Origin of the sequence: Massilia sp. AB1, assembly GCF_018119385.1 — a bacterium.
Taxonomy (GTDB): domain Bacteria; phylum Pseudomonadota; class Gammaproteobacteria; order Burkholderiales; family Burkholderiaceae_D; genus Telluria.
The window spans coordinates 85,819-111,033 of record NZ_JAGKSG010000007.1; the positions used below are offsets into that span (position 1 = coordinate 85,819).

General features: G+C 64.5%; 17 protein-coding genes. 12 read left to right on the forward strand and 5 right to left on the reverse strand.

Annotation, left to right across the window (positions count from 1 at the left end; translation table 11 throughout):
• Nucleotides 1-457: 457 nt before the first annotated feature.
• The 4 genes from J8847_RS06400 to glp all read left to right on the forward strand — a co-directional run bounded on the left by J8847_RS06400 (nt 458) and on the right by glp (nt 7,922).
• On the forward strand, nt 458-3,475 hold the full coding sequence (locus tag J8847_RS06400) for an Rne/Rng family ribonuclease (protein WP_211523856.1): 3,018 nt from the start codon (nt 458-460) through the stop codon (nt 3,473-3,475).
• 152 nt (nt 3,476-3,627) lie between these two features.
• On the forward strand, nt 3,628-4,941 hold the full coding sequence (gene chrA, locus J8847_RS06405) for a chromate efflux transporter (RefSeq protein ID WP_211523857.1): 1,314 nt from the start codon (nt 3,628-3,630) through the stop codon (nt 4,939-4,941).
• A complete protein-coding gene (gene moaA, locus J8847_RS06410) occupies nt 4,934-6,043 on the forward strand; it encodes a GTP 3',8-cyclase MoaA (RefSeq protein WP_211523858.1) in 1,110 nt (369 codons plus the stop codon). Before chrA ends, moaA begins: the two co-directional genes overlap by 8 nt.
• 4 nt (nt 6,044-6,047) lie before the next feature.
• Nucleotides 6,048-7,922, forward strand: coding sequence for a gephyrin-like molybdotransferase Glp (gene glp / locus J8847_RS06415; RefSeq protein WP_211523859.1), 1,875 nt, complete (start codon nt 6,048-6,050; stop codon nt 7,920-7,922).
• Between the two features lie 10 nt (nt 7,923-7,932).
• On the opposite strand, the gene J8847_RS06420 is transcribed toward glp, so the two are convergent.
• The 5 genes from J8847_RS06420 to J8847_RS06440 form a co-directional block, all read right to left on the reverse strand.
• Nucleotides 7,933-8,589, reverse strand: a complete 657-nt coding sequence (locus J8847_RS06420) for a PEP-CTERM sorting domain-containing protein (RefSeq protein WP_211523860.1) — start codon at nt 8,587-8,589, stop codon at nt 7,933-7,935.
• A gap of 251 nt (nt 8,590-8,840) precedes the next feature.
• On the reverse strand, nt 8,841-10,160 hold the full coding sequence (locus J8847_RS06425; RefSeq protein ID WP_211523861.1) for a DNA recombination protein RmuC: 1,320 nt from the start codon (nt 10,158-10,160) through the stop codon (nt 8,841-8,843).
• A gap of 5 nt (nt 10,161-10,165) precedes the next feature.
• A complete protein-coding gene (locus J8847_RS06430) occupies nt 10,166-10,555 on the reverse strand; it encodes a group II truncated hemoglobin (protein ID WP_211523862.1) in 390 nt (129 codons plus the stop codon).
• A 233-nt stretch (nt 10,556-10,788) separates the two neighbouring features.
• On the reverse strand, nt 10,789-13,320 hold the full coding sequence (locus tag J8847_RS06435) for an ABC transporter permease (RefSeq protein WP_211523863.1): 2,532 nt from the start codon (nt 13,318-13,320) through the stop codon (nt 10,789-10,791).
• A 9-nt stretch (nt 13,321-13,329) separates the two neighbouring features.
• Nucleotides 13,330-14,337 carry an adenosine deaminase gene (locus J8847_RS06440; protein WP_211523864.1) on the reverse strand — a complete coding sequence of 336 codons (1,008 nt, stop codon included), beginning with the start codon at nt 14,335-14,337 and terminating at the stop codon, nt 13,330-13,332.
• A gap of 612 nt (nt 14,338-14,949) precedes the next feature.
• On the opposite strand from J8847_RS06440, the gene J8847_RS06445 reads away from it, so the two are divergent.
• From J8847_RS06445 to J8847_RS06480, 8 genes are all read left to right on the forward strand, one after another.
• On the forward strand, nt 14,950-16,872 hold the full coding sequence (locus J8847_RS06445) for a PrkA family serine protein kinase (RefSeq protein WP_211523865.1): 1,923 nt from the start codon (nt 14,950-14,952) through the stop codon (nt 16,870-16,872).
• Nucleotides 16,873-17,111: 239 nt separating this feature from the next.
• Nucleotides 17,112-18,383 (forward strand): YeaH/YhbH family protein, encoded by a 1,272-nt coding sequence (locus tag J8847_RS06450; RefSeq protein WP_211523866.1) that lies wholly within the window; start codon nt 17,112-17,114, stop codon nt 18,381-18,383.
• A gap of 13 nt (nt 18,384-18,396) precedes the next feature.
• Nucleotides 18,397-19,923 carry a SpoVR family protein gene (locus tag J8847_RS06455; RefSeq protein ID WP_211523867.1) on the forward strand — a complete coding sequence of 509 codons (1,527 nt, stop codon included), beginning with the start codon at nt 18,397-18,399 and terminating at the stop codon, nt 19,921-19,923.
• Nucleotides 19,924-21,104: 1,181 nt separating this feature from the next.
• Nucleotides 21,105-21,764, forward strand: a complete 660-nt coding sequence (locus J8847_RS06460) for an energy transducer TonB (protein WP_211523868.1) — start codon at nt 21,105-21,107, stop codon at nt 21,762-21,764.
• Between the two features lie 83 nt (nt 21,765-21,847).
• Complete coding sequence (locus J8847_RS06465) at nt 21,848-22,780, forward strand: MotA/TolQ/ExbB proton channel family protein (RefSeq protein ID WP_211523869.1); 933 nt, start codon at nt 21,848-21,850, stop codon at nt 22,778-22,780.
• 2 nt (nt 22,781-22,782) lie between these two features.
• Nucleotides 22,783-23,211 (forward strand): biopolymer transporter ExbD, encoded by a 429-nt coding sequence (locus tag J8847_RS06470; protein WP_211523870.1) that lies wholly within the window; start codon nt 22,783-22,785, stop codon nt 23,209-23,211.
• A 72-nt stretch (nt 23,212-23,283) separates the two neighbouring features.
• Nucleotides 23,284-23,715, forward strand: coding sequence for a biopolymer transporter ExbD (locus J8847_RS06475; protein ID WP_211523871.1), 432 nt, complete (start codon nt 23,284-23,286; stop codon nt 23,713-23,715).
• A 68-nt stretch (nt 23,716-23,783) separates the two neighbouring features.
• The gene (locus tag J8847_RS06480; protein WP_211523872.1) at nt 23,784-25,010 is read left to right on the forward strand and encodes a lipopolysaccharide assembly protein LapB; all 1,227 of its coding nucleotides are present in this window, start codon (nt 23,784-23,786) and stop codon (nt 25,008-25,010) included.
• Nucleotides 25,011-25,215 lie beyond the last annotated feature (205 nt).

Sequence of the window (25,215 nt, forward strand, 5' to 3'; positions counted from 1 at the left end):
CTGAAGGCTTGAGTCAAGGCAGATTGATTTGAAAAAGCTGGAAAAACCCTAGCGGGCGGCCACCGATTGGCCGGCACGCAGTCGCGCGAGGAGCGCGGCGGGCATCGCAGGCCGACAAGCGGCAACGCGCAACACGGTTTTTCCGGAGAATTCATCGCCTGAGTATCGAAGTCCAGGTTTGTTCGCTGGCTAAGGTTTGGCTGGTTGTTGCGCACCGCCCTCCCGGCGCTGTGCCAGTCCCGAAGGGATGGCAGGCGTCCTGGTCGAGGTTGCGGAGTGCGAAGGCAATGACGTTCGGCTCCATTCGCGCCCTGTTGCGGGCAGCGACGCATCGCGTCGCCGCGCCGTACGCCCCGGGCATTACTCCCTCCAACGCTCCCATCTTCGCGTATTCCCTGTACTTCGCCGTCCGCAAGGACGGCAATGACACGGCCCCAGGGTCGCGGAGTTTATAAAAATGAAACGTATGTTGTTTAACGCTACGCAGCAAGAGGAGCTGCGCGTAGCGATCGTCGATGGCCAGAAACTGATCGACATCGATATCGAAACGGCCGGACGCGAACAGCGCAAGTCGAATATCTACAAGGGTGTCATCACCCGCATCGAACCCTCCCTCGAAGCCTGCTTCGTCAGCTACGGCGAAGACCGCCACGGTTTCCTCCCCTTCAAAGAAGTTGCCCGCTCTTATTTCCGTGACGGCGTCGACGTCCGCAACTGCACCATCAAGGAAGCGCTGCGCGAAGGCCAGGAAATCATGGTCCAGGTCGAGAAGGAAGAGCGCGGCAACAAAGGCGCGGCGCTGACCTCCTTCATCTCGCTGGCCGGCCGCTACCTGGTGCTTATGCCGAACAATCCGCGTGGCGGCGGCGTCTCGCGCCGCGTCGAAGGCGAAGAACGCCAGGAACTGCGCGAGACCATGGACAAGCTGGACCTGCCGCAGGGCATGTCGGTCATTGCCCGCACCGCCGGCATCGGCCGCACCGTCGAAGAACTGCAGTGGGACCTGAACTACCTGATGCAGCTGTGGCGCGCGATCGAAGGCGCCGGCAAGTCGGCCCCGGGCGCCTTCCTGATCTACCAGGAATCCTCGCTCGTCATCCGCGCCATCCGCGACTACTTCCAGCCGGACATCGGCGAAGTCCTGATCGACACCGACGACATCTACGAGCAGGCCCAGCAGTTCATGAGCCACGTGATGCCCGACATGGCGCACCGCGTGAAGCGCTACAGCGACGACGTGCCGCTGTTCTCCCGTTTCCAGATCGAACACCAGATCGAAACCGCCTACGCGCGCACCGTGCCGCTGCCGTCGGGCGGCGCGATCGTGATCGACCACACCGAAGCCCTGGTTTCCATCGACGTCAACTCGGCCCGCGCCACCCGCGGCTCGGACATCGAGACCACCGCCTTCAACACCAACTGCGAAGCGGCCGACGAAGTCGCCCGCCAGCTGCGCCTGCGCGACCTGGGCGGCCTGATCGTGATCGACTTCATCGACATGGAAGTGGCCAAGAACCAGCGCGAAGTGGAACAGCGCCTGAAGGACGCCCTGCACCATGACCGTGCACGCGTCCAGATGGGCAAGATCTCGCGCTTCGGCCTGATGGAACTGTCGCGCCAGCGCCTGCGTCCGTCGCTGTCGGAAGGCTCCCACGTGACCTGCCCGCGCTGCTCGGGCACCGGCCACATCCGCGATACCGAATCGTCCGCCCTGCAGGTGCTGCGCATCATCCAGGAAGAGGCGATGAAGGAGAACTCGGCCGCGATCCACGTGCAGGTGCCGGTCGACGTCGCCGCCTTCCTGCTGAACGAAAAGCGCGGCGAAGTGCTCAAGATCGAGAACCGCCACCGCATCACCGTGATCCTGATCCCGAACAAGCATCTGGACACCCCGCACTACAAGCTCGAGCGCATCAAGCACGACGACCCGCGCCTGGAAGACGCCGCCGCCAGCTACACCCTTGCCGAGTCGGCCGACACCGACATGGCCTACGCCAAGCGCCAGAAGGAAGAGCAGAAGCCGCGCCAGGAAGCCGTGGTCAAGACCATCACCCCGGCCCAGCCGGCCCCGATGGTGGACCGCAGCGAAACCGCCAAGCCGGCCAAGCCGGTCGAGGCGCCTGCCGCCGCCGCACCGGCGCCGGCCGCCGCGCCGGCAGAACAGGGCTTCTTCGCCCGCCTGCGCAACTTCTTCCTCGGTGCGCCCGCAGCGCCCGCCCCGGCCCCGGCGCCGGTGCTTGCCGAGAAACCCGCCGCTCCGGCTCCTGCCGAGCGTGGCGGCGACCGTGGCGGCCGTGGCCAGCGTTCGCGCAATGGCCGCTCGGGCGGCAAGCAGCGTGAGGAGCGCGAACCGCGCGAGGCACGCGAGACCGTTGCCAAGGGCGCGGTGAGCGAGGACGCCGCCAAGGCGCCGGAAGCCGACACCCGTCCGCCGCGCAAGGAGCGCAAGGAACGCCAGCCGCGTGAACCGCGCGAGCAGGCCGAGGCCACGGCAGGCGCCGAGCAGCGTCCGGAGCGCGCCGAGCGTGGCGAGCGCAAGGAACGCGGCGAACGCCAGGAACGCGCACCGCGCCAGCCGCGTGAGCGTGGCGAACGCGCTGCCGCACCGGCAGCCGAAGCCAAGGTGGAAGAACTGAAGCACCCGGTCGCCGTGCCGGAAAGCGAACTGTCGACCTCGACCCCGCACGGCGACGTGCTGGAGCATGCCGTGAAAGTGGCCGTCACCGGTCCGGACGGCGAGGAGCTGGACGCCGAAGGCGGCGACGAGCCGCGCCGCCGCCGCCGCCGCGGTGGCCGCAACCGTAACCGCCGCGACCGCGACCAGGCCGAGGGCATCGAGACCGCCGAAGGCGCCGCGGAAGCGCCAGCCTTCACGCCGGTAGCGGACGTGGAAGCCGCCAAGGTGGCTGCCGAGTCCAGGAAGCCGGCTGCCGTGAAAGGCGAACCGGGTCCGTGGCCGTTCCCAACCGCCGCATCGATGGCCGCTGCTGCCCAGCCGAAAGCTGACGTGGCGCCGGCACCTGCTCCGGTTGCCGCTGTTCCGGCCCCGGCTCCGGTGGAAGCACCGGCCGCAGCGCCTCAGCACATGTTCCCGACCTCGGCATCGATCGCCGCTGCCCGTGCCGCGGCTGCCGCAGCCGAGCAGGCTGCCGCAGCGCCGGCGCCGGTTGCCGAAGTTGCGCCTGTCGCTGCTCCGGCCCCTGCTCCGGCGCCGGTCGTCGAAGCTGCTCCGGTGGCTGAGCCGGTCGCCGCGCCGGTGGTGGCCCCGGCTCCGGCTCCGGCCGAAGCGCCGATGGACCTGAACGACCTGCTGTCCAAGGCTGGCCTGCAGCTGGCCTCGACCGATCCGGAAAAACTGCGCGCTGCGCAGGAAGCTGCCGCCCAGGCCCCGGAACCAGTGCGTCCACGCCGCGTGCGCAAGCCGCTGCCGCCGCCGGTGGATGAGCCGCTGATCCAGGTGGATACGCGTCAGTGATGCTGATGTGATTTAAAAAGGGAAGCTTCGGCTTCCCTTTTTATTTTGAGCTGGGGGTGTGCGAGAGAACTTGGGTCCCCGCGAAGGCGGGGACCCAAGTTCGCACCGCAGCCCGTCACCCTACCGAAATACCAACACGCTAATATACCCGGATGCCCTCCCCCATCCCCTTCCGCACCGCCCTGCTCTACTGGCTCAAACTCGGCTTCATCAGCTTCGGCGGCCCCGCCGGCCAGATCGCGCTGATGCACAGCGAACTGGTCGAACGCCGCCGCTGGATCTCCGAACAGCGCTTCCTGCACGCCCTGAACTACTGCATGCTGCTTCCCGGCCCCGAAGCCACCCAGCTGGCCGTCTACATCGGCTGGCTGCTGCACCGGACCGCCGGCGGGATCGCGGCCGGCCTGCTGTTCATCCTGCCCTCGCTGCTGCTGCTGATCGCCCTGTCCTGGATCTACCTCGCCTTCGGCCACCTGCCCGCGATCGCCGGCGTCATGGACGGCATCAAGCCCGCCGTGGTCGCGATCGTGATCGGCGCCGCCTGGCGCATCGGCAGCCGCACCCTGCGCAACGGGGCATTGAGCGCCATCGCCGTCGCCGCCTTCATCGCCATCGCCCTGCTCGACCTGCCATTTCCCCTGATCGTGCTGGGCGCCGCGCTGCTGGGCCTGGCCGGCGGACGCCTGTGGCCGCACCGCTTCCAGCCGGGCGGCGCCCACCCGGGCGAAAGCAGGCACTACGGCCCGGCCGTGCTCGACGACGACACGCCCACGCCCGAGCACGCGCGCTTCAGCCTGCGCCGCCTGGCAACCAGCGCGGCCATCGGCTGCCTGCTCGCGCTCGCGTCCTGGCTGCTGCTGGCCCTGCTGTTCGGCCCCCAGGGCACGCTGGCGCGAATGGGCTGGTTCTTCACCAAGGCCGCCCTGATGAGCTTCGGCGGCGCCTATGCCGTGCTGCCCTACGTGGTGCAGGGCGCGGTCGACCAGTACGGCTGGCTCAGCGCCCACCAGATGATCGACGGCCTGGCGCTGGGCGAGACCACGCCCGGCCCGCTGATCATGGTCAATGCTTTCGTGGGCTTCGTGGGCGGCTGGACCCACGCGCTGTTCGGTCCGGACGCCCTCGCACTGGGCGGCATCGCGGGCGCGCTGGTGGCGAGCCTGTTCACCTTCCTGCCCTCCTTCGTGTTCATCCTGGCCGGCGGCCCGCTGGTCGAGTCCGGGCGCGGCAACCTGCGCTGGAGCGCCCCGCTCACCGCCATCTCGGCCGCCGTGGTCGGCGTGATCGCCAGCCTGGCGGTGTTCTTCGGCCAGCATGTGTTCTTCGCCGGCGGGACAGCCCAGCCGGCGGCGATCGCCATCGGCGCGGCCGCCAGCGTGGCGCTGCTGCGCTTCAAGGTCGGGCCGATCAAGCTGATTGCCGCCTGTGCATTGGCGGGGCTCGTGCTATCGTATTGGCATGGCTGAAAAAATTGTCCTGATCAACGACCTGCGCTCGCCAGCGCTGGCGGTGCCGGCCGCGCCGGAGGAGCCCAGCGGGTTGCTCCTGGATGCGCTCGGCCGGCCGCTGCACGACCTGCGCATCTCCGTCACCGACCGCTGCAATTTCCGCTGCGTCTACTGCATGCCGAAAGAGGTGTTCGACAAGGACTATGCCTACCTGCCGCACAGCGCCCTGCTTTCTTTTGAAGAAATCGCGCGCGTGGCCAGGGTGTTCGTGGCGCACGGGGTCGAGAAGCTGCGCCTGACCGGCGGCGAGCCGCTGCTGCGCAAGGACCTGGAGCGCCTGATCGCCATGCTGCGCACCATCCCGACGCCCTCTGGCCGCCCGCTCGACCTGACCCTCACCACCAATGGTTCGCTGCTGGGGCGCAAGGCGCGCGCGCTGAAGGATGCGGGCCTGGACCGCGTCACGGTCTCGCTCGACGCGCTCGACGATGCGATGTTCAAGCGCATGAACGACGTCGACTTCTCGGTGTCCGACGTCCTGCACGGCATCGACGCGGCGCACGCCGCGGGCCTCGGCCCGATCAAGGTCAACATGGTGGTCAAGGGCGGCACCAACGACGGCGAGATCCTCCCGATGGCGCGGCACTTCAAGGGCTCGCCCTTCATCCTGCGCTTCATCGAATACATGGACGTGGGCGCCTCGAACGGCTGGAACATGCAGGAAGTCGTGCCCTCCAGCGAAGTGGTGCGCCGCATCTCCAGCGAACTGCCGCTGGCGCCGATCGATCCGAACTACAGCGGCGAAACCGCCGCGCGCTGGCGCTACCTGGACGGCGGCGGCGAGATCGGCGTCATTTCCAGCGTCACCCAGGCCTTCTGCCGCGACTGCACGCGCCTGCGCCTGTCGACCGAGGGCAAGCTCTACACCTGCCTGTTCGCCACCCGTGGCCACGACCTGCGCGCCCTGCTGCGCGAAGGCCGCTCGGACCTCGAGATCGCGGGCGCCATCGCGCAGCTGTGGAAGGTGCGGGCGGACCGCTATTCCGAAACGCGCACCGTGGATACCAGTGGCCTGGCGAACAGCGCGCGCAAAGTCGAAATGTCGTATATCGGCGGATAATACAATGGACAAGAATCTGATCAGCGGCCTGATCCTGGCCGGCGGGCGAGGCTCGCGCATGGGCAACGTCGACAAGGGCCTGCAGCCCTTCCGTGGCTCGACCATGGTGGCGCAGGTGCTGGAGCGTCTGGCCCCGCAAGTCGGCAGCGTGGGCATCAACGCAAACCGCAATCTCGACGCCTACGCCGCGCTGGGCGTGCCCGTATGGGCCGACGAGACGCCCGACTTCGCGGGGCCGGTGGCCGGCCTGGAAGCGGGCCTGCGCCATTGCGCTACGCCCTACCTGCTGGCGGTGCCCTGCGACTCGCCCTTCCTGCCGCATGACCTGGCCGAGCGCCTGTTTGCGGCGCTGAACGAGAACGAAGCCGACGTGGCCTTCGCGGCCACGCAGGAACCCGGCATGCGCCCCCAGCCGCATCCAGTGTTCTGCCTGGTGCGAAGCAGCCGCCTGCCTGTGCTCTCCACCTACCTGGCGGAAGGCGGACGGCGCGTGGACGGCTGGTACAAGGAATTGAAGTCGGTCGAGGTGCTGTTCGAGGATGCGGACGCCTTCCGCAACATCAACACGCTCGACGAGCTGCAGGGCCTGGACGACACCCTGCCCCCGACCCTGGCGAAGGTAGCCAGCTGCATCGACGGCTACGATCCCGACGCCCTCAGCGTGCGCGGCGCCCAGCGCATCATCCGCGACTTCGTGCAGCCGGTGCACTCAAGGGAAATGGTCGCCCTGCGTGCGGCGCTCGGACGGGTGCTGGCGCGCGACCTGGTCTCACCGATCAACGTGCCGGCCCACGACAACTCGGCGATGGATGGCTACGCGCTGCGCGGGAGCGACCTGCCGGGCGAGGGTGTCGCTTCGCTGCGCGTCATTGGCGTCGCTTATGCAGGCAAGCCTTCCGGCCTCGTGCCGGGACCAGGCGAATGCGTGCGCATCATGACGGGCGGCGTCATGCCCGAAGGCTGCGACAGCGTGCTGCCGCAGGAATTCGTCGAACAGGAAAGCGAAGACGCGATCACGCTCCGCGCCGGCGTCATCAAGCCCGGCGACAACCGCCGCTTCGCGGGCGAGGACCTGAAGCTGGGCAGCGCCGCCCTTAAGACGGGCCGCATCATCCGCCCGGCTGACCTGGGACTGATCGCCTCGCTCGGCATCGCCGAAGTGCCGGTGCAGCGCCGCCTGCGCGTGGCCTTCTTCTCGACCGGCGACGAACTGCGCTCGATCGGCGAAGGCCTCGACGAAGGCTGCGTCTACGACAGCAACCGCTACACGATCTACGGCATGCTGCAGCGCCTTGGCTGCGACATCGTCGACATGGGCATCGTGCGCGACGATCCGGACGCGCTCGAAGAAGCGCTGCGCAGCGCCTGCGAGAACGCGGACGCGATCGTCACCTCGGGCGGCGTGTCGGTGGGCGCGGCGGACTACACGAAGCAGGTGATGGCGCGCCTCGGCGACGTCACCTTCTGGAAGATCGGCATGCGGCCCGGACGGCCGCTGGCCTTCGGCCGCGTGAGTTCGAACGGCCGCAGCGCCTTCCTGTTCGGGCTGCCTGGCAATCCGGTGGCGGTGATGGTGTCCTTCTACTTCTTCGCGCGCGAAGCGCTGCTGCGCATGATGGGGGCGGAAGCGCCGCTGCCGCTCCTGAAGGCGCGCTCTGGCGGAGCAATCCGCAAGAAGCCGGGCCGCACCGAATACCAGCGCGGCATCGTCGCGCCGGGCGCCGACGGGATGCCGGAGGTACGCATTACGGGCTCGCAGGGCTCGGGCATCCTGCGCTCGATGTCGGAGGCGAACTGCATGGTGGTGCTGCACGACGAACAGGGGAATGTCGCCACTGGCGACATGGTCGACATCCTCCCGTTCGAAGGCCTCGTTTAAGAGGGCCGCGTCAGCGGCTGCCGCTCGTCACGATCGACAGGTTGTCGACCACGAGATCGTAGCTGGTGAAGCCGTAGAGGAAGCCCGGCACGAAGGTCGTGAACGCGATCTCGTCGACGCCGGCCAGCACGTCGGCGAAGCTGCGTCCCGGCGGCAGCGACACGTCGCCCGAGCCGAGGCCGCCCCAGCCGGCGGGCATGGCGGTGGCGCGCGTATCCGGAATCGTCACCTGCATGCGCTTCCAGGTCCCCTTGTTGCTGATGGTGCCGAGCTTGTACCACACGGCGGTGTAGGGCATGCCGTTATACGGATTGTCGTAGTCGCGCAGTTCGACCACCAGTTCGCGTTCGACTTCGCGTCCACGGAAGCGGATCGAATTCACGTTGATGTCCAGCCCGATCGTCACCGATTGCACCGAGCCGAAATTGCCGACGAAGGCCGGGTTCTCCCGGTTGACCCATTCCAGGCCGAAGGTCTCGGGATGGACCGTGTACAAGGCCGGACCGTATTTATTGCCGGGCGTCGAACTGATGTAGGACGCCGCGCTGCCGGATGGCCCGACCCAGCCCTCGTAGCCTTTCGAAAATGTGACCGTGGTGCTGGACGGTCCGGCCAGGGCCAGGCTGGAAACGAAGGACAACAGGAATGCCGCACATGCTTTGTTCATGGAGTCTCCTTATGGGGTTTCACGCGTAAAGACAATGCCTCTTGGGCAAGCCATACTGCGTTTCCTGCTGAACAGTTGTCAAAGGTGCGAAGGTAAAACTTTGTACCGATATGTATTTCGCAACACGACAAAATTCGGAAAGAATTTTCCGGATTTTTGTCGTATTGGAGGGTGAAATACCTGTCTCACCTCTTCTTTTAGGAAGAGGCGAAAATGGCAAAAAGAGAGGGATGGCGCGGCTGAGCCAGCCTTCAGTCTTCGTGGGACGCGGGATCGCCCAGCATCAGCTGCGCCGCTTCGCTCGGCAGTGCCTCGACGGATTTCAGCTTACGCGCCATCTGGCGGCTGCGCACTTCGGCCGTTTCGATGTTGCGGGCCGCTTTTTCCAGGGTCGCCTTGGTGGTGGCCAGCACGTCGCCGAACTTGGTGAATTCGGTCTTCACCGCGCCCAGCACCTGCCACACCTCGGACGAGCGCTTTTCCAGCGCCAGGGTGCGGAAGCCCATCTGCAGGCTGTTGAGCAGCGCGCTCAAGGTCGACGGCCCGGCGATGGTCACGCGCAGGCTGCGCTGCAGGTCGTCCGCCAGCCCGGGGCGGCGCATCACTTCCGCATACAGGCCCTCGGTCGGCAGGAACAGGATGGCAAAGTCGGTCGTCTGCGGCGGCGACACGTATTTTTCGCAGATGGTCTTGGCCTCGCCGCGCACCGCGCGCTCCAGCTCCGCGCCGGCGCGCGCCACCCCCTCTGCGTCCGCGCATTCGGCCGCTTCCAGCAGGCGTTCGTACTGCTCCTTCGGGAACTTGGCGTCGATCGGCAGCCACAGCGGCGGGCCGCCGTCGACCACGCCCGGCAGCTTGATCGCGAACTCGACGCGCGCATTCGAGCCCGCCACCGTCTCGACGTTCTTGGCGTACTGGTCGACCGTCAGCACCTGCTCGAGCAGCATCTCGAGCTGCACTTCGCCCCAGGTCCCGCGCGTCTTGACGTTGGTGAGCACGCGCTTGAGGTCGCCCACGCCGATGGCCAGCTGCTGCATTTCGCCCAGGCCCTGGTGCACCTTTTCCAGCCTCTCCGACACCTGGCGGAAGGATTCCGTCAGGCGCGTCTCGAGCGTGGCGTGCAGCTTCTCGTCCACGGTCTGGCGCATCTCTTCCAGGCGCTTGGCATTGTCGCTCTGCAGGTCGCGGATCTTGGTTTCCAGCGTGCCGCGCACTTCCAGCATGCGCTGGGCGTTCGACTCGGTCAGGCTGGCCAGGGTCTGCTGCATGGTGTCGGCGAAGCGCTTGAGCGCGCGCGCCTGTTCCTCGCGGCCGCTGGACGAATGCAGCTGCATCTGCTGGCGCATGCTGTCGAGCTGCTGGACGGTGGCGGCGTGGTACTGGCCCATGTGCGATGCCATTTCCTGGCGCGTGCCCTGGGCGCTCGCTTGCAGTTCGAGGCGCAGCTCGCGCTCCACACGTTCGAAGTGGCGGCTGTCGTCGCCACCGCTGCGCGCGCGCAGCAGCAGCATGACCTGCAGGCCTGCGACGATGGCAACGCCCAGCAGGATCAGTAATTCAGCGGTGCTCATGGCGGTCAGTCGGCCTTGTTCCGCATCCAGTCGGCGGTGTGATAGAAAGATTGCATCAGGCGCAGGCGCAGCTCGTCGTCCCAGCCCAGGTCTTCCATCGCCCAGGCCATGGCGCGCAGCCACTGGTCGCGCTCCTTGGTGCCGATCGCGAACGGCAGATGGCGCGCGCGCAGGCGCGGATGACCGTAGCGTTCGATGAAGAGGTCGGGTCCGCCCATCCAGCCGGACAGGAACATGAACAGCTTCTCGCGCGAACTGTCGTTGGGTTGGGGGTGCATCGCGTGGATGCCGGCGAATTCCGGCTCCAGCTCCATCAGGTCGTAAAAGCGGTCGACCAGTTCGCGCAGGCGCTCGGCGCCGCCGATGACTTCGTACAGGGTTTGCGGTTCAGACATGCCGCCATGATAGCGCAGCCGCCGCGGCCCGTGGCCGCGGCAAAACAGTTTGTTGCACTTCGAACCTATCCCAGCAGGGAATGAGTCGCTTTCGGCGCGCCTGACAAGCGCGTGCTGCGTTGCTCGTCGTTGCATGGCTCGCCATGCGGCCTCCTCGCGCCTTGCCCGCACTTGCCATGCATCGCGGACGCGCATGTCGCCGCCCGCTTCCTCTTCCCTACTGAGATAGGTTCTCAGGCTTCGCGCAGGGTCTGCAGCGGCGGATGGCGCAGCACGCCGCGCAGGCCCAGCCAGCCGCCGATGATCGCGCACAGCGCGCCCACCACCAGCCCGGCCAACCACACGCCCGGCTCGAACACCCACGGGAACTTGAACTGGTAGGTCGCCAGCCCCCAGCCCAGCGCCGCCGCGCCGCTCGCCGCCAGCAGGCCGGCCAGGCCGCCCACCAGCACGAACTCGATGCGCTGGGCCTGCGCCAGCTGCTGTCTGGTGGCGCCCAGCGCGCGCAGCAGGCCGGCTTCGCGGGTGCGCTCGGACTGCGATCCCATCAGGGCCGCGTACAGCACCAGCACGCCCGAGGCCAGCGTGAACAGGAACAGGAACTCCACCGCCGTCACCACCTGATCCAGCACTTCCTGCAGCTGGCGGATGATGCCGGAGACATCGATCACGGTCAGGTTCGGATAGGCGCGCGTGAGGCTGTTAGCGAGCCTCGCGCCGTCCTGCTTCAGATGGAAGGCCGTCATGTAGGTGGTCGGCGCATTCGCCATCGCGCTCGGGTTGATGATGACGAAGAAGTTGGCGCGCATCGATCCCCATTCCAGCTTGCGCAGGCTGGTGATCTTCGCGTCCACGACCAGGCCGCCCATGTCGAAGCGCATCACGTCGCCGAGCTTGAGGCCCAGGGTCGTGGCGATGCCCTGCTCCACCGAGGCTTCCGCCACGCCCGGCGCATCCTTGTACCAGCTGCCGGCGACGATCTCGTTCCCGAGCGGTGCGCTCTGCATGGTCGAAAGGTTGAACTCGCGGTTGGCCAGGCCGCGCGCACGGTCCTCCTGGTAGGTCTCGCGCGTGACGAGCTTGCCGTTGATGGCGGTGAGGCGGCCGCGGATCATCGGATACAGCACCGGGTCCTGGACGGCGGCCGCGCGCAGCTGCTGCTCCACGCCCACCTTCTGCTCGGGCAGGATGTTGATGATGAAGCGGTTGGGCGCGTCGGCCGGGGTGGCCAGGCGCCAGGCCTGCATCAGGTCGCCGCGCACCACGGTGAGCAGCAGCAGCGCCATCAGGCCCAGCGCCAGCGACACCACCTGCACCACGGTCGCGCCGGGACGGCGCTGCAGCGAGGTGACGGCGAAGCGCCAGCCCTGGTGGCGGATGCTGCCGCGCAGGCGGCGCAGCAGCAGCAATCCGAGCCAGGCCACCAGCGCGAACACGCCGAAGCCGGCCAGGAAGCCGCCCGCCGTCATCAAGGCCAGCTTGGGATCGCCCGCCTGCCACAGCAGCAGCCCCAGAAATACGCCCACGCCCAGGCCATAGGTGGCCAGCGCGGCCGGCTGCGGCGCGGCCTGCTCGCGGCGGATCACGCGGTTGTGCGGCACGTTGCGCAGCTGCAGGACCGGCGGCAGCGCGAAGCCGACCAGCAGCAGCATGCCGGTGGCGATGCCCTGCAGCGCCGGCAGCGGCGACACCGGCGGCAGCTCGGTCGGGATCATGTTGCCGATCAGTTGCAAGAGCACGAAGTGGGCGCCGAAGCCCACCAGCACGCCGATCAGGCTGCCCGCCAGGCCGACCAGAGCGAATTCGGTGAGGTACATGGCGCCGACCTGGTTCTGGGTCATCCCCAGGCAGCGCAGCATGGCGCAGGCGTCCAGGTGGCGCTGCATGAAGCGGCGCGCGGCCATCGCCACCGCGACCGCCGCCAGCATCGCCGACAGCAGGCCGACCAGCGACAGGAAGCGGTCGGCGCGGTCCAGGGTCGCGTTCATCTCCGGGCGGCCGTTCTCGAGGGTCTCGATGCGCACGCCGCGCACATTGCCTTCCCTGATTTTCGCACGCAGCCAGCCTTCGTAGGCGCGGATCGGCGCCGCGTCGTTGGCGGAGGGAGCTGCGACCTGCATGCGGAAGGTCACGCGCGCGAAATCGTCGACCAGGCCCGTGGCCTTGAGGTCTTCGATCGCGATCATCACGCGCGGTGCGAAGTTGGCGAAGTTGGCGCCCTTGTCCGGTTCGGCGGCGATCAGCTGCGTGATGCGGAAGCGGCTCTCGCCAAGCTGGATGCTGTCGCCGACCTTGGCCTGCAGCGAAGGCAGCAGGTTGGCGTCGACCCAGACGGCGCCGGGTTCCGGCGTGGCGCGCGTCTTCTGGCCGATGGCGGAACCGGCCTTATCGGGATCGGTCGTGATGCTCAGCTGCCCGCGCAGCGGATAGCCGCGCGAGACCGCCTTGATCGAGGCCAGCTGGGCGCGCGAGTCGTCCCCTTCGCCGGCCTGCGCCATGCTGGGGAAGCTCACGGTGTCGGCCAGCAGCAGGCCGCGCCGCACCGCTTCCTCGCGCCAGGCCTGCGGCACCGGGTTGTCGGCATTGACCAAGAGGTCGGCGCCCAGCAGCTGGTGGGCGTCGCGGTTCAAGCCGGTGCGCATGCGGTCGATGAAGAAGCCCACCGACGACAGCGCGGACACGGCGACGATCAGCGCCACCAGCAGGAAGCGCAGCTCTCCGGCGCGCCAGTCGCGCGCCGTCATGCGTAAAGCCTGGAGGAACATGAATGGCCCTTATGCGTTGGCGAAGAAGGCGTCGACCTCGGCCAGCCAGGCGCGCTTGCGCTCCGGCTCGACGAAGGCGGCGGCGAAGCTGTTGCGGGCCAGCTGGCGCGCGTGCGTTTCATCCAGCGGCAAGGCCTCGAAGGCGGCCAGGAAGTTCTGGTTGATATAGCCGCCGAAATAGGCCGGGTCGTCCGAGTTCACGGTGGCCGCCAGGCCGGCGTCGAGCAGGCGGCGCAGGTTGTGGGTGCCCATCACGTCGAACACCCGCAGCTTGATGTTGGACAGCGGGCAGACGGTCAGCGCCATCTGCTCGCGCGCCAGGCGCTCCATCAGTTCCGGGCTTTCCAGGCAGCGCACGCCGTGGTCGATGCGCTCGACGTTCAGCACGTCGAGGGCGCTGTCGATGTAGCTCGGCGGCCCCTCCTCCCCCGCATGGGCCACCAGGTGCAGGCCGAGCTGGCGGGCGCGCTCGAACACGCGCGCGAATTTCTCCGGCGGGTGGCCGACTTCCGACGAATCCAGGCCGACGCCGATGAACTTGTCGCGGAAAGGCAGCGACTCCTCGAGGGTGGCGATGGCTTCGTCCTCGGACAGGTGGCGCAGGAAACACATGATCAGGCTGGCGCTGATCGGGCTGTCCTGACAGGCGCGCCAGATGCCGTTGATCACTGTTTCGAAGGGGACTCCACGCGCGGTGTGGGTTTGCGGGTCGAAGAAGATCTCGGCGTGGCGCACGTTGTCGGCATGGGCGCGCGCCAGGTAGGCGGCGGTCATGTCGTAGAAATCCTGTTCCTTGAGCAGCACGCTCGCACCTGCGTAATAGATATCCAGGAAGGATTGCAGGTCGCTGAAATCGTAGGCCTGGCGCAACGCCTCGACCGAGGGATAGTCCAGCTGCACGCCGTTCCTTTGCGCGAGCGCAAAGATCAGTTCGGGCTCGAGCGAGCCTTCGATATGGATGTGCAGCTCTGCCTTGGGCATCCCGGTCAGGATGGCGCGCAGACGTTGGTCGAGCATGGTGTTCTCCGGCGATCGATTGAATTCGTTGCAGGGCCTGTCAGGACCCGGCCGTCAAGTGTAACGCATGCGCGCCGCCCCCTTCCGTCATAGTGAAAACAGCCCCTTCGCACGCTTGATTCGCGTGCGCCACATGTTGAGTAGTTCGTGCACTATCGGTTCACAGTGTGAGAAAGAAAATGAGGATACAGCGGAGCATGGAATGGCGTTCGATCGTCGTCCCGAACCGCTCTGGCGCAGCGTTCCGGCAGCCCGCGAAAGGCGCTGCCGCAGCACTGTAAATATGTCGATTTAATCTGTTGAATCAAGCACTTGAATCAGCCACACCAGCACGCACGACACTGCTTTGACTTCGGGAACTAATAGGCACATAATAAATTTCACAAACGCAAAAAAAGACGCTCTCCAACCAGCGGGAGACCGGACAGTGCCACTCTGGACGATCCGGGACAACAAATATAAATCGCACCATGCTTCGGCCGCCGGCGATCCCGGCACCGCGCAGGAAGCGACCCACAAGGAGTACGCCAAATAAAGACCGGGGCCTGAGGCAGCCTTCGATGACGGGCTGCCATGACAGTGATCGTTGTTAGCACATTAAAGGACACACAAATGAGCATCTTTGACAACTACGCAGCCCGCTACGAGCGCACCCGGGAAGAGGAATACTCCATGACGGAGTATCTGCAGCTTTGCAAGAAGGACCCGCTGACCTATGCCAGCGCCCCGGAACGCATGCTTGCGGCGATCGGCGATCCGACCCTGGTCGATACCCGCCTCGATCCGCGCCTCTCGCGCATCTTCGCCAACAAAGTCATCAAGATCTATCCTGCCTTCCGCGAGTTCTACGGGATGGAGGAAGTGATCGAACAAGTCGTTTCCTACTTCCGCCATGCGGCCCAGGGACTGGAAGAGCGCAAGCAGATCCTCTACCTGCTGGGTCCCGTCGGCGGCGGCAAATCCTCGATCGCCGAGAAGCTCAAGGCCCTGATGGAGCACGTGCCCTTCTACGCGATCAAGGGCTCGCCCGTGAACGAATCGCCGCTGGGCCTGTTCAACGAGGAAGAGGACGGCACCATCCTCGAAGAGGACTACGGCATCCCGCGCCGCTACCTGCGCAGCATCCCCAGCCCGTGGGCGGTCAAGCGCCTGCACGAGTTCGGCGGCGACATCAACAAGTTCCGCGTCGTCAAGCGCTACCCGTCGATCCTGAAACAGGTCGCGATCTCCAAGACCGAGCCGGGCGACGAGAACAACCAGGACATCTCTTCCCTCGTCGGCAAGGTCGACATCCGCAAGCTCGAGGACTACGCCCAGGACGATCCGGACGCCTACAGCTACTCCGGCGGCCTGTGCCTGGCGAACCAGGGCCTGATGGAATTCGTCGAGATGTTCAAGGCCCCGATCAAGGTCCTGCACCCGCTGCTGACGGCCACCCAGGAAGGCAACTACAAGGGCACCGAAGGCTTCGGTGCGATTCCCTTCGAGGGCATCGTGCTGGCGCACTCCAACGAGTCCGAATGGAAGACCTTCCGCAACAACCGCAACAACGAGGCATTCCTCGACCGTATCTACATCGTCAAGGTGCCCTACTGCCTGCGCGTGTCGGACGAGATCAAGATCTACGACAAGCTGCTGCGCCACTCCTCGCTCGACAAGGCGCCCTGCGCGCCCGGTACCCTGCGCATGATGGCCCAGTTCGCCGTGCTGTCGCGCCTGAAGGATCCGGAGAACTCCAGCATCTATTCCAAGATGCTGGTCTACGACGGCGAGAACCTGAAGGACACCGATCCCAAGGCCAAGTCGCTGCACGAGTACGTCGACTATGCCGGCGTGGACGAAGGCATGAACGGCCTGTCGACCCGCTTCGCCTTCAAGATCCTGTCCAAGGTCTTCAACTTCGACAACACCGAAGTGGCGGCCAATCCGGTGCACCTGCTCTACGTGCTCGAGCAGCAGATCGAGCGCGAGCAGTTCCCGCCGGAGACCGAGCAGCGCTACCTCTCCTATATCAAGGAGCACCTGGCCCAGCGCTACGTCGACTTCATCGGCAAGGAGATCCAGACGGCCTACCTGGAAAGCTATTCCGAGTACGGCCAGAACATCTTCGACCGCTACGTCACCTTCGCCGACTTCTGGATCCAGGACCAGGAGTTCCGCGACCCGGACACCGGCGAGAGCTTCGACCGCGAATCGCTCAACGCCGAACTGGAGAAGATCGAGAAGCCGGCAGGCATCTCGAATCCGAAGGATTTCCGAAACGAAATCGTCAACTTCAGCCTGCGTGCCCGCGCCACCAATGCCGGCAAGAACCCGGCATGGACCAGCTACGAGAAATTCCGTAGCGTGATCGAGAAGAAGATGTTCTCGAATACCGAGGAACTCCTGCCTGTGATTTCGTTCAATGCGAAAGCGAGCGCCGAGGATGCCAACAAGCATGCCGACTTCGTGGCCCGCATGGTCGAGAAAGGCTATACGCCGAAACAGGTGCGGCTCCTGTGCGAATGGTACCTGCGCGTGCGTAAATCCTCGTAAGCCTGCCCTGCTCTTTCATCGTGCGCCGCCTGCCAGCCTGCCGCTGCAGGCTCCGGCGCACAGCAGGACGGCGGCGCGGCGGCAAGGTTCGCAGCGACACTTTGTGGCGTGGCTGATGCAAGCCACGCGTGCCGTGCACGCCCGATTGCGCAGCGTATTAAGATAAGGGTGCACGCCATGTGCGGGCGCCCACGCCGGGACGCAATCCGGTCCCGCGCACTTTCAGCAGGAGGCCTGTTTTGACTTACCTCATCGACCGTCGCTTGCAAGGCAAGAACAAGTCAGCAGTCAACCGCGAACGCTTCCTGCGCCGGTACAAGGCGCAGATCAAGGACGCGGTGGGCCGCGCGATCAAGGGCCGCTCGATCACCGATATCGAGAACGGCGAAAAGGTCTCCATTCCCGTCAAGGACGTGAACGAACCTCATTTTGGCCACGCTCACGGTGGCGTCTGGGAAACGGTCAACCCAGGCAATACCGAATACCAGAAAGGCGACCAGTTCAACCGTCCGCGCGGCGGTGGCGGCGGCTCTGGACGCGGGCGGGCCGGCAACAGCGACCAGACCACCGAGGACGACTTCATCTTCGAGCTCTCGCGCGAAGAATTCATGAATTACTTCTTCGAGGATCTTGAGCTGCCGAACATGGTCAAGACGCAGCTGACCCAGACCATCGAGTACAAGAACCAGCGCGCCGGCTACAACGTGTCGGGCACGCCCTCGAACATCCACGTGCTGCGCTCGCTGCGCGGCGCCCTCGGCCGCCGCATCGCCGTCGGCGGCCCGGCGCGGCGCCAGCTGGCCGAGGCGGAGGCCGAGCTGCAGGCCCTGCTCGACGCAGGCGCGCCCTCGGACGACGAGATGGTGGTCGAGCTGAAGGACCGCATCCACCACCTGCACATCCGGCTGAATGCGATTCCCTTCATCGATCCCTTCGACCTGCGCTACTCGAACCGCATCAAGGTGCCCAAGCCGAGCACCCAGGCCGTGATGTTCTGCATCATGGACGTGTCCGGCTCGATGGACGAGACCCGCAAGGACACGGCCAAGCGCTTCTTCATCCTGCTCTACCTCTTCCTCAAGCGCGTGTACGAGAAGATCGAAGTGGTCTTCATCCGCCACCACACGGCCGCGGCCGAGGTCGACGAGAACGAGTTCTTCCATTCACGCGAATCGGGCGGCACCGTGGTGTCCTCGGCCCTGCACCTGCTGCAGAAGATCCTCGCCGAGCGCTACGGCAGCGCCGACTGGAACGCCTACGTGGCCCAGGCCTCGGACGGCGACAACTGGGACAACGACTCGGTCCTGTGCAAGCAGCTGCTGGGCAGCGGCATCATGCCGCGGGTGCAGTACTACACCTATGTCGAGATCACCGACGGCCCGCCGCAGAACCTGTGGGAGCAGTATTGCGAAGTCGCCGCCCAGCACCGCAACTTCGCGATGCAGAAGATCGTGACCCCGGCCGACATCTACCCGGTATTCCGGGAGCTGTTCAAGAAGCAGGCCAAGTAGAACGGAGGCACGCATGCCAGACGACCGCACCAATAATCCGCGCGCCCTGCCCGACCAGTCGGAGTGGACCTTCGACCTGATCGAGCACGCGCACGAGGAAATCAAGCGGGTGGCCAAGCGCTACGGCCTGGACACCTACCCCAACCAGCTCGAGATCATCACCGCCGAGCAGATGATGGATGCCTACACCTCCGTGGGCATGCCGGTTTCGTACAACCACTGGTCCTTCGGCAAGCATTTCCTCTCCACCGAGAAGAGCTACCGCCGCGGCCAGATGGGCCTGGCCTACGAGATCGTCATCAATTCCAATCCGTGCATCGCCTACCTGATGGAAGAGAACAGCCTGACGATGCAGGCGCTTGTGATCGCCCACGCGGCCTATGGCCACAACTCTTTCTTCAAAGGCAATTACCTGTTCCGCACCTGGACCGATGCGGACGCCATCGTCGACTACATGGTGTTCGCCAAGAACTACATCGCGGAGTGCGAGCAGCGCTACGGCATCGATGCGGTCGAGGAGTTGCTCGACTCCTGCCATGCGCTGCAGAACTATGGCGTGGACCGCTACAAGCGTCCGGCCAAGCTTTCCGTGGCCCAGGAAACGGCGCGCCAGAAAGAGCGCGAGGAATACGCCCAGTCCCAGGTCAATGAATTGTGGCGCACCCTGCCGCGCACCGAGGAGCAGGCGCATGAGGCGGCGCCGGCGCGCTTCCCGCCCGAGCCCGAGGAGAACCTGCTTTACTTCATCGAGAAGTACGCGCCCCTGCTCGAGCCCTGGCAGCGCGAGCTGGTCCGGATCACGCGCAAGATCTCTCAGTATTTTTATCCGCAGCGCCAGACCCAGGTGATGAACGAGGGCTGGGCCACGTTCTGGCACTACACGATCCTGCAGGACTTGTACAAGGAAGGGATCGTCGGCGACGGCTTCATGCTGGAGTTCCTGCAAAGCCATACGAACGTGGTCTACCAGCCGCCCGCGACCAGCCCGTATTACAGCGGCATCAATCCGTATGCGCTGGGCTTCGCCATGATGACCGACATCCGGCGCATCTGCGAAGACCCGACCGACGAGGATCGGGCCTGGTTCCCGGATATCGCCGGCAGTGACTGGCTCAAGACCCTGGACTTTGCCATGCGCAATTTCAAGGACGAAAGCTTCATCGCCCAGTACCTGTCGCCCAAGCTGATCCGCGACTTCCACTTCTTCGCCGTGCTCGACGACGACCGCAGCGACAAGCTGACGATCTCGGCGATCCACGACGACCAAGGCTACCGCTACGTGCGCCATAAGCTGGCCGAGCAGTACAACCTGGGCAGCCGCGAGCCCAACATCCAGGTGTGGCAAGTCAATACACGCGACGACCGCGCCCTGACCCTGCGCCACACGCAGTTCAACCGCAGGCCCTTGAACCAGCAGGCCCAGGAAGTGCTCAAGCACGTCGCGCGCCTGTGGGGCTTCGATGTGAAGCTGGAGACCGTGGACCCGAGCGGCCACGTGGTCAGCTTCCTCGAGTGCCGGCGCGAAAAGCGCGGACGCTGAGCGCAATACTGCCGCGAACCGCGCGGCAGTCCTGCTTCGCCGGCGTCGCCCGCCGGCGTTTTCCCTCGCCGCATGCCTGTCCCAGCTTGACGGTCAGCCAGGCCAGCCTGCGGTCTCGCGTCACTACGCAAGCCTGATGCAGCGAACCCGCCGCCCCTGCTGAACGCACGCTCGCGCGATCGGCCCCGCCGCCCTCCTTCTTATCTTATAGAGATGAAGCCAGCCGATGCATGGCGGCAGCCGAGCGCGTCGACGGCGGCGCAGTTGTGTGGCCTTGCAGGCGCCCGCCCCGACCTGGAGCCACCGCGCTGCGTTCCTGCTCAAGGCTGCCCTGGTCCTGGCCCCGGCAGCGCGCCACCAGCAGGCACAACCGAGCTCTTCGGCGCTCAAGCAGACCCCAGGCATCACTAGCCTTGCCAGGCAATGCGCTTTCCTGAAAGTTCACTACATCCGGGCAGCCGGAATCCTCGTTTGGGGCCTTCGAAACCCACTCTTTCGGCCGCCGCCGACGATCCGCAAGCCCAAATTTCTCCATCCCCACGTCATTCCTTCTTCTACCTAAGAGAAGTTGACACCTCAACACGCTCGCAAGAACAAGTTGAATGAACGCCCGTGCACGTAACATGTGCACCGCAAGGTTCACTTCTCCCCTTTTTGGCGCGTCACTTTCATTTTTGTCAATGCAGAGTGTTGGTTTGACATCAGACTGGCTGATGTCAAGCGATATATCTGCTATCACTTTTATTTATACTCTCTAGGGAAGCACGCTGCGAACGGCGGCAACTCAACTGTACGCACAGCTTTCTGAAAACTGGCTATAGTTTGCAAAAAGACCAGAGTTACATAATAGGAAATTTGCTGAGCACGTGATTTTTCGTGAGAAATTTGGCAAATAGGGTGGATTGACCGGATCTTCTACACCATGAGGAGAATTGCTACACAAAATTACAAAACATTTCTGCTTCGTTCACCACCCGACAGCCTGCTTTGAGCTTGTATAGATGAGCCCGTTTGCCTGCATTTACAGGCAGTTAGGCACCCTTTTGGTGCTGTAAAAATGTATGTGCAAAAAAGAATTCGTAGGTATAATTCTTCGATGTCCCGGATGCGGCTCCTAGCGTTCTGTCGTGTTTTGTGGGTTTGGTAGCAACAAAAAAGAGTTGGTATTGGAGAAATATGGCATGAATTTTACGAATGAGAAGAACCCCGGGAAGAACATGACCGGCTTCATCATCGTTCTCCTGCTGCACGTGCTGGTTGCGTGGGCCATCGTGAATGGTCTGGGCACCCGAATCGTCAGCAAGGTGACGGAAGCGGTCGAAACCAAACTGATCGAAGAAGTGAAGCCGCCGCCGCCGCCGGAAACTCCGCCGCCGCCGCCGCCGCCGGAAATGAAGGCCCCGCCGCCTCCGTTCATCCCGCCGGTCGAAGTGCAGGTGAATACGCCGCCGCCGCCGACCAACGCGATCACCACGGCAACCAATACGCCGCCGCCGACCACCTCGCTGGCTCCGCCGGCACCGCCAGCACCTCCGGCTCCGCCGGCGCCGGCACGTGGTCCGAGCCGCACCGAAGCCGTGGCCGACTTTAATACTTGCGCACGTCCGGAATACCCGCGTTCGTCGCAGCGTAACGAAGAAACCGGTACCACCACCCTTCAGTTCCTGATCGGTGTCGATGGTCGAGTGATGGATTCCAAGCTGGCGAAGTCGAGTGGCTTCCGTGACTTGGACCGGGCCGCACAGTCGGCTCTGAGCAAATGCCGATTCAAGCCAGCCATGGTTGATGGCAAGCCGGAACAGGCGTGGACAGCGGTGCAGTACGTCTGGACGCTGGAATAAAACCGAGGCAGAACACCGTCTCACCTTTTGATTTTCGTTGTCATTAGTTCAGCGAACTGTCTATTTAATATTTTGGAGGAAGCATGTTTAAGAATACCCGTTTGTCCGCTATCCTGGCGGCTGTCCTGTTCTCGGTAACGGCAGCATCGGCCCTGGTGTCCGCACCGGCCTTCGCTGACGCACCGGCAGCACCGGCAGCAGCTCCGGCAGCTGACGCGGCCGCTCCGGCAGCCGACGCCGCTGCACCGGCAGCCGACGCAGCCGCCGCTCCGGCAGGCGACGCAGCCGCCGCCGCTCCGGCCGCTGCAACCGAAGAAGAAGTCCACAACCCGTACGGCATCGGCGCCATGTGGGAAGAAGGCGACTTCGTCAACAAGGGCACCATCATCATCCTGTCGCTGATGTCGATCGGTTCGTGGTACATCATCATCACCAAGCTGATCGACCAGCAGAAGATCATGCGCCAGTCGAAGGAAGTCTCGGCCAAGTTCTGGAAGGCTCCGTCGATCGCCGCTGGCTCGGCAGCCCTGAAAGAAGGTTCGCCGTTCCGCTTCATCGCTGAAACCGGCACCAAGGCAACCCAGCACCACGACGGCGCCCTGCTCGAGCAGATCGACCTGTCGACCTGGGTGACCATGCAGATCCAGCGCGCCGTGGACCGCGTCCAGTCGCGTCTGCAAGACGGCCTGTCGTTCCTGGCAACCGTCGGTTCGACCTCGCCGTTCATCGGTCTGTTCGGTACCGTCTGGGGCATCTACAACGCACTGACCGCTATCGGTATGTCGGGTAACGCTTCGATCGACAAGGTCGCAGGTCCGGTGGGTGAAGCACTGATCATGACCGCCTTCGGTCTGTTCGTGGCAGTTCCGGCCGTTCTGGGCTACAACTGGCTGGTGCGTCGTAACAAGTCGGTCATGGAAGATGTCCGTTCGTTCAGCGCCGACGTGCACTCGGTCCTGATCTCGGGCGCCATGTCGACCTCGAACGCCGCCGCAAGCGCTAAAAAGGCTGGCTAATCATGTCGATGAGTGTCGGCTCCGATAGCGGAGATGATGATGCCGTGATGTCAGAGATCAACACGACGCCGCTTGTCGACATCATGTTGGTTCTCCTGATCATCTTCCTGATCACCAGTCCGGTGGTGCTGAACCTGCAGAAAGTTTCGCTGCCTGCAGAGACGAACCAGGTTACCAAGACCAAACCGGAAGACGTCAATATCACCATCAATAAAGATGGCGAGATGTACTACAACCAGACGCGCATCGCGAACACGGACGAGCTGTTCAAGTTCCTCGCGGAGCAGTCGGTGAAGCAGCCGCAGCCTGCCGTGAAAGTTCGTGGCGACCAGGAGTCCCGCTACGAAGCGATCGGTCGGGTGATCTACACGGCACAGCGTGCTGGGATTCAGAAGGTCGGTTTCGTGATCGAACCGCCTGACAAGATGTAAGAACTCTTGTCCGCGGTGCCCGGTTTTGCCGGGCACCGCGTCCGTTACCCCAACATTTGAAAAGGAAACATCATGGGTATGAACGTAGGTTCGGGCTCCGCAAAAGGAGCCGATCCGGAACCGATGATGGAAATGAACATGACGCCGCTGATCGACGTCTTGCTCGTTCTCATCATTATGATGATTATCACGATTCCGAAACAGAACCACTCGGTTAATCTGAACATGCCGGTCGGGACTCCGCCGCAGACTAATGAGAAACCGATTGTGGTCACGATCGACGTGGACTTCGACGGCACCATCCTCTGGGACGGTGAAGTGATCCCGAATCGTCAGGCGCTGGAAGCGAAAATGAACAGCGTCGCCGCGATGCCAAACCAGCCGGAAGTGCACCTGCGTCCGAACAAGCTGGTAGAGTACAAGGTGGTGGCTGGTGTCATGGCAACCGCCCAGCGTCTCGGCGTCACCAAGATCGGCATGGTCGGTAACGAGCAGTTCCAGTAATCGTTCCATGTTAGACCAACACGGCAGGGGCTCCCTGCCGTGTCCATTTTGAAAAAAGGATTTTTCCGATGATTAAATTCCGTCTCGCACACCTTGGCCTCGCGCTGGCCGCGCTTGGTTTCACTGCGGCTGTTCCTGTCGTGGGCCTGGCCCCCGTGCACGCCGCTGTCTCGCTGCGTCCGGAAGTCGGCAAACCGCTGCAACAGGCGCAGACCCAGATCAAGCAAGGCAATGCCAAAGGCGCGCTGGCGACCCTGCGCGAAGCGGACAAGGCAGCAAAGAGCGACGACGAGCGCTTCCTGATCGAGCGCGTGCGCGCATCGGCAGCCTCGGCCGCCGGCGACTGGGACACCGCCGCCAATTCGTTCGAAAGGCTGCTGGACTCGGGCAAGCTGAGCGCGGGTGAGCGTTCGCAGTTCTCGGAAGGCCTGGTCGGCATCTACATGCGCGCCGGCGACCTGAACAAGGCGAACACCACCATCCTGAACCTGCTGAAGAAAGGCGACGATCCCAAGCTGCGCGCCTACCTGCTGCAGAACTATTACAAGCAAGGCAATGTCGCCGCTCTGGAAGCGGAACTGCGCAAGGCCGAAGCAAGCGGCCGCCTGAGCGAAGACCAGCTCGGCATGCTGGCCAACATCCAGCTGAAGAAGAACGACAAGGCGGGCTACGTCCAGACCATCGAGAAGCTGGCCGCCAGCTATCCGAAGGCCCAGTACTGGAACGACCTGCTGAACCGCGTGCAGGGCAAGCCGGGCTTCTCGGGCCGTCTGGCAGTGGACATCTACCGTCTGAAGCTGGCCAACAACCTGATGAAGAAGCCGAGCGAGTTCATGGAAATGGCCCAGCTGGTGCTGCAGGCGAAAGCCCCGGCCGAAGCGCTGAAGGTCATCGACAAGGGCTACAAGGCCGGCGCCCTGGGCACCGGTCCGGATGCGGGCCGTCACCAGCGCCTGAAGGACCTGGCCGAGAAGAACCTGGCCGAGCAGAACAAGGGCGTCGCCGCCCTGGAAGCCGAATACACCGCCGCCAAGGACAACGATGCCCTCGTCGGCCTCGGTTACGCGCTGGTGCAGGGTGGCCAGGCCGACAAGGGCCTGAAGATGATGGAAGCCGCGATCAAGGCCGGCGGCCTGAAGCGTGTCGACGAAGCCAAGCTGCGCCTGGGCGAAGCCTATGCCGCAGCCGGCAAGAAGTCGCAAGCCATCAGCACGCTCAAGACCGTGGGCGGCAAGGACGGCACCGCCGACCTGGCCCGCTACTGGATCATGGCGATCAATCGTCCGATCGCTTGATTCAAGTCGCTTGACGGAAAGCCGCCTTCGGGCGGCTTTTTTTTCGCCTCAGCGGTGCCGCGCCTGGCAATGCCGATGTTATTTTCCCAATGCACAATGCCCTTCCTCATGGCAGCAATGGGTCTCGCTGCTGTGCAACATCATAGTTACCGTATAATCAGAGTTTTCGTGCCGGACGCCCACCTCCCCGGCTCGTGCAACTGGA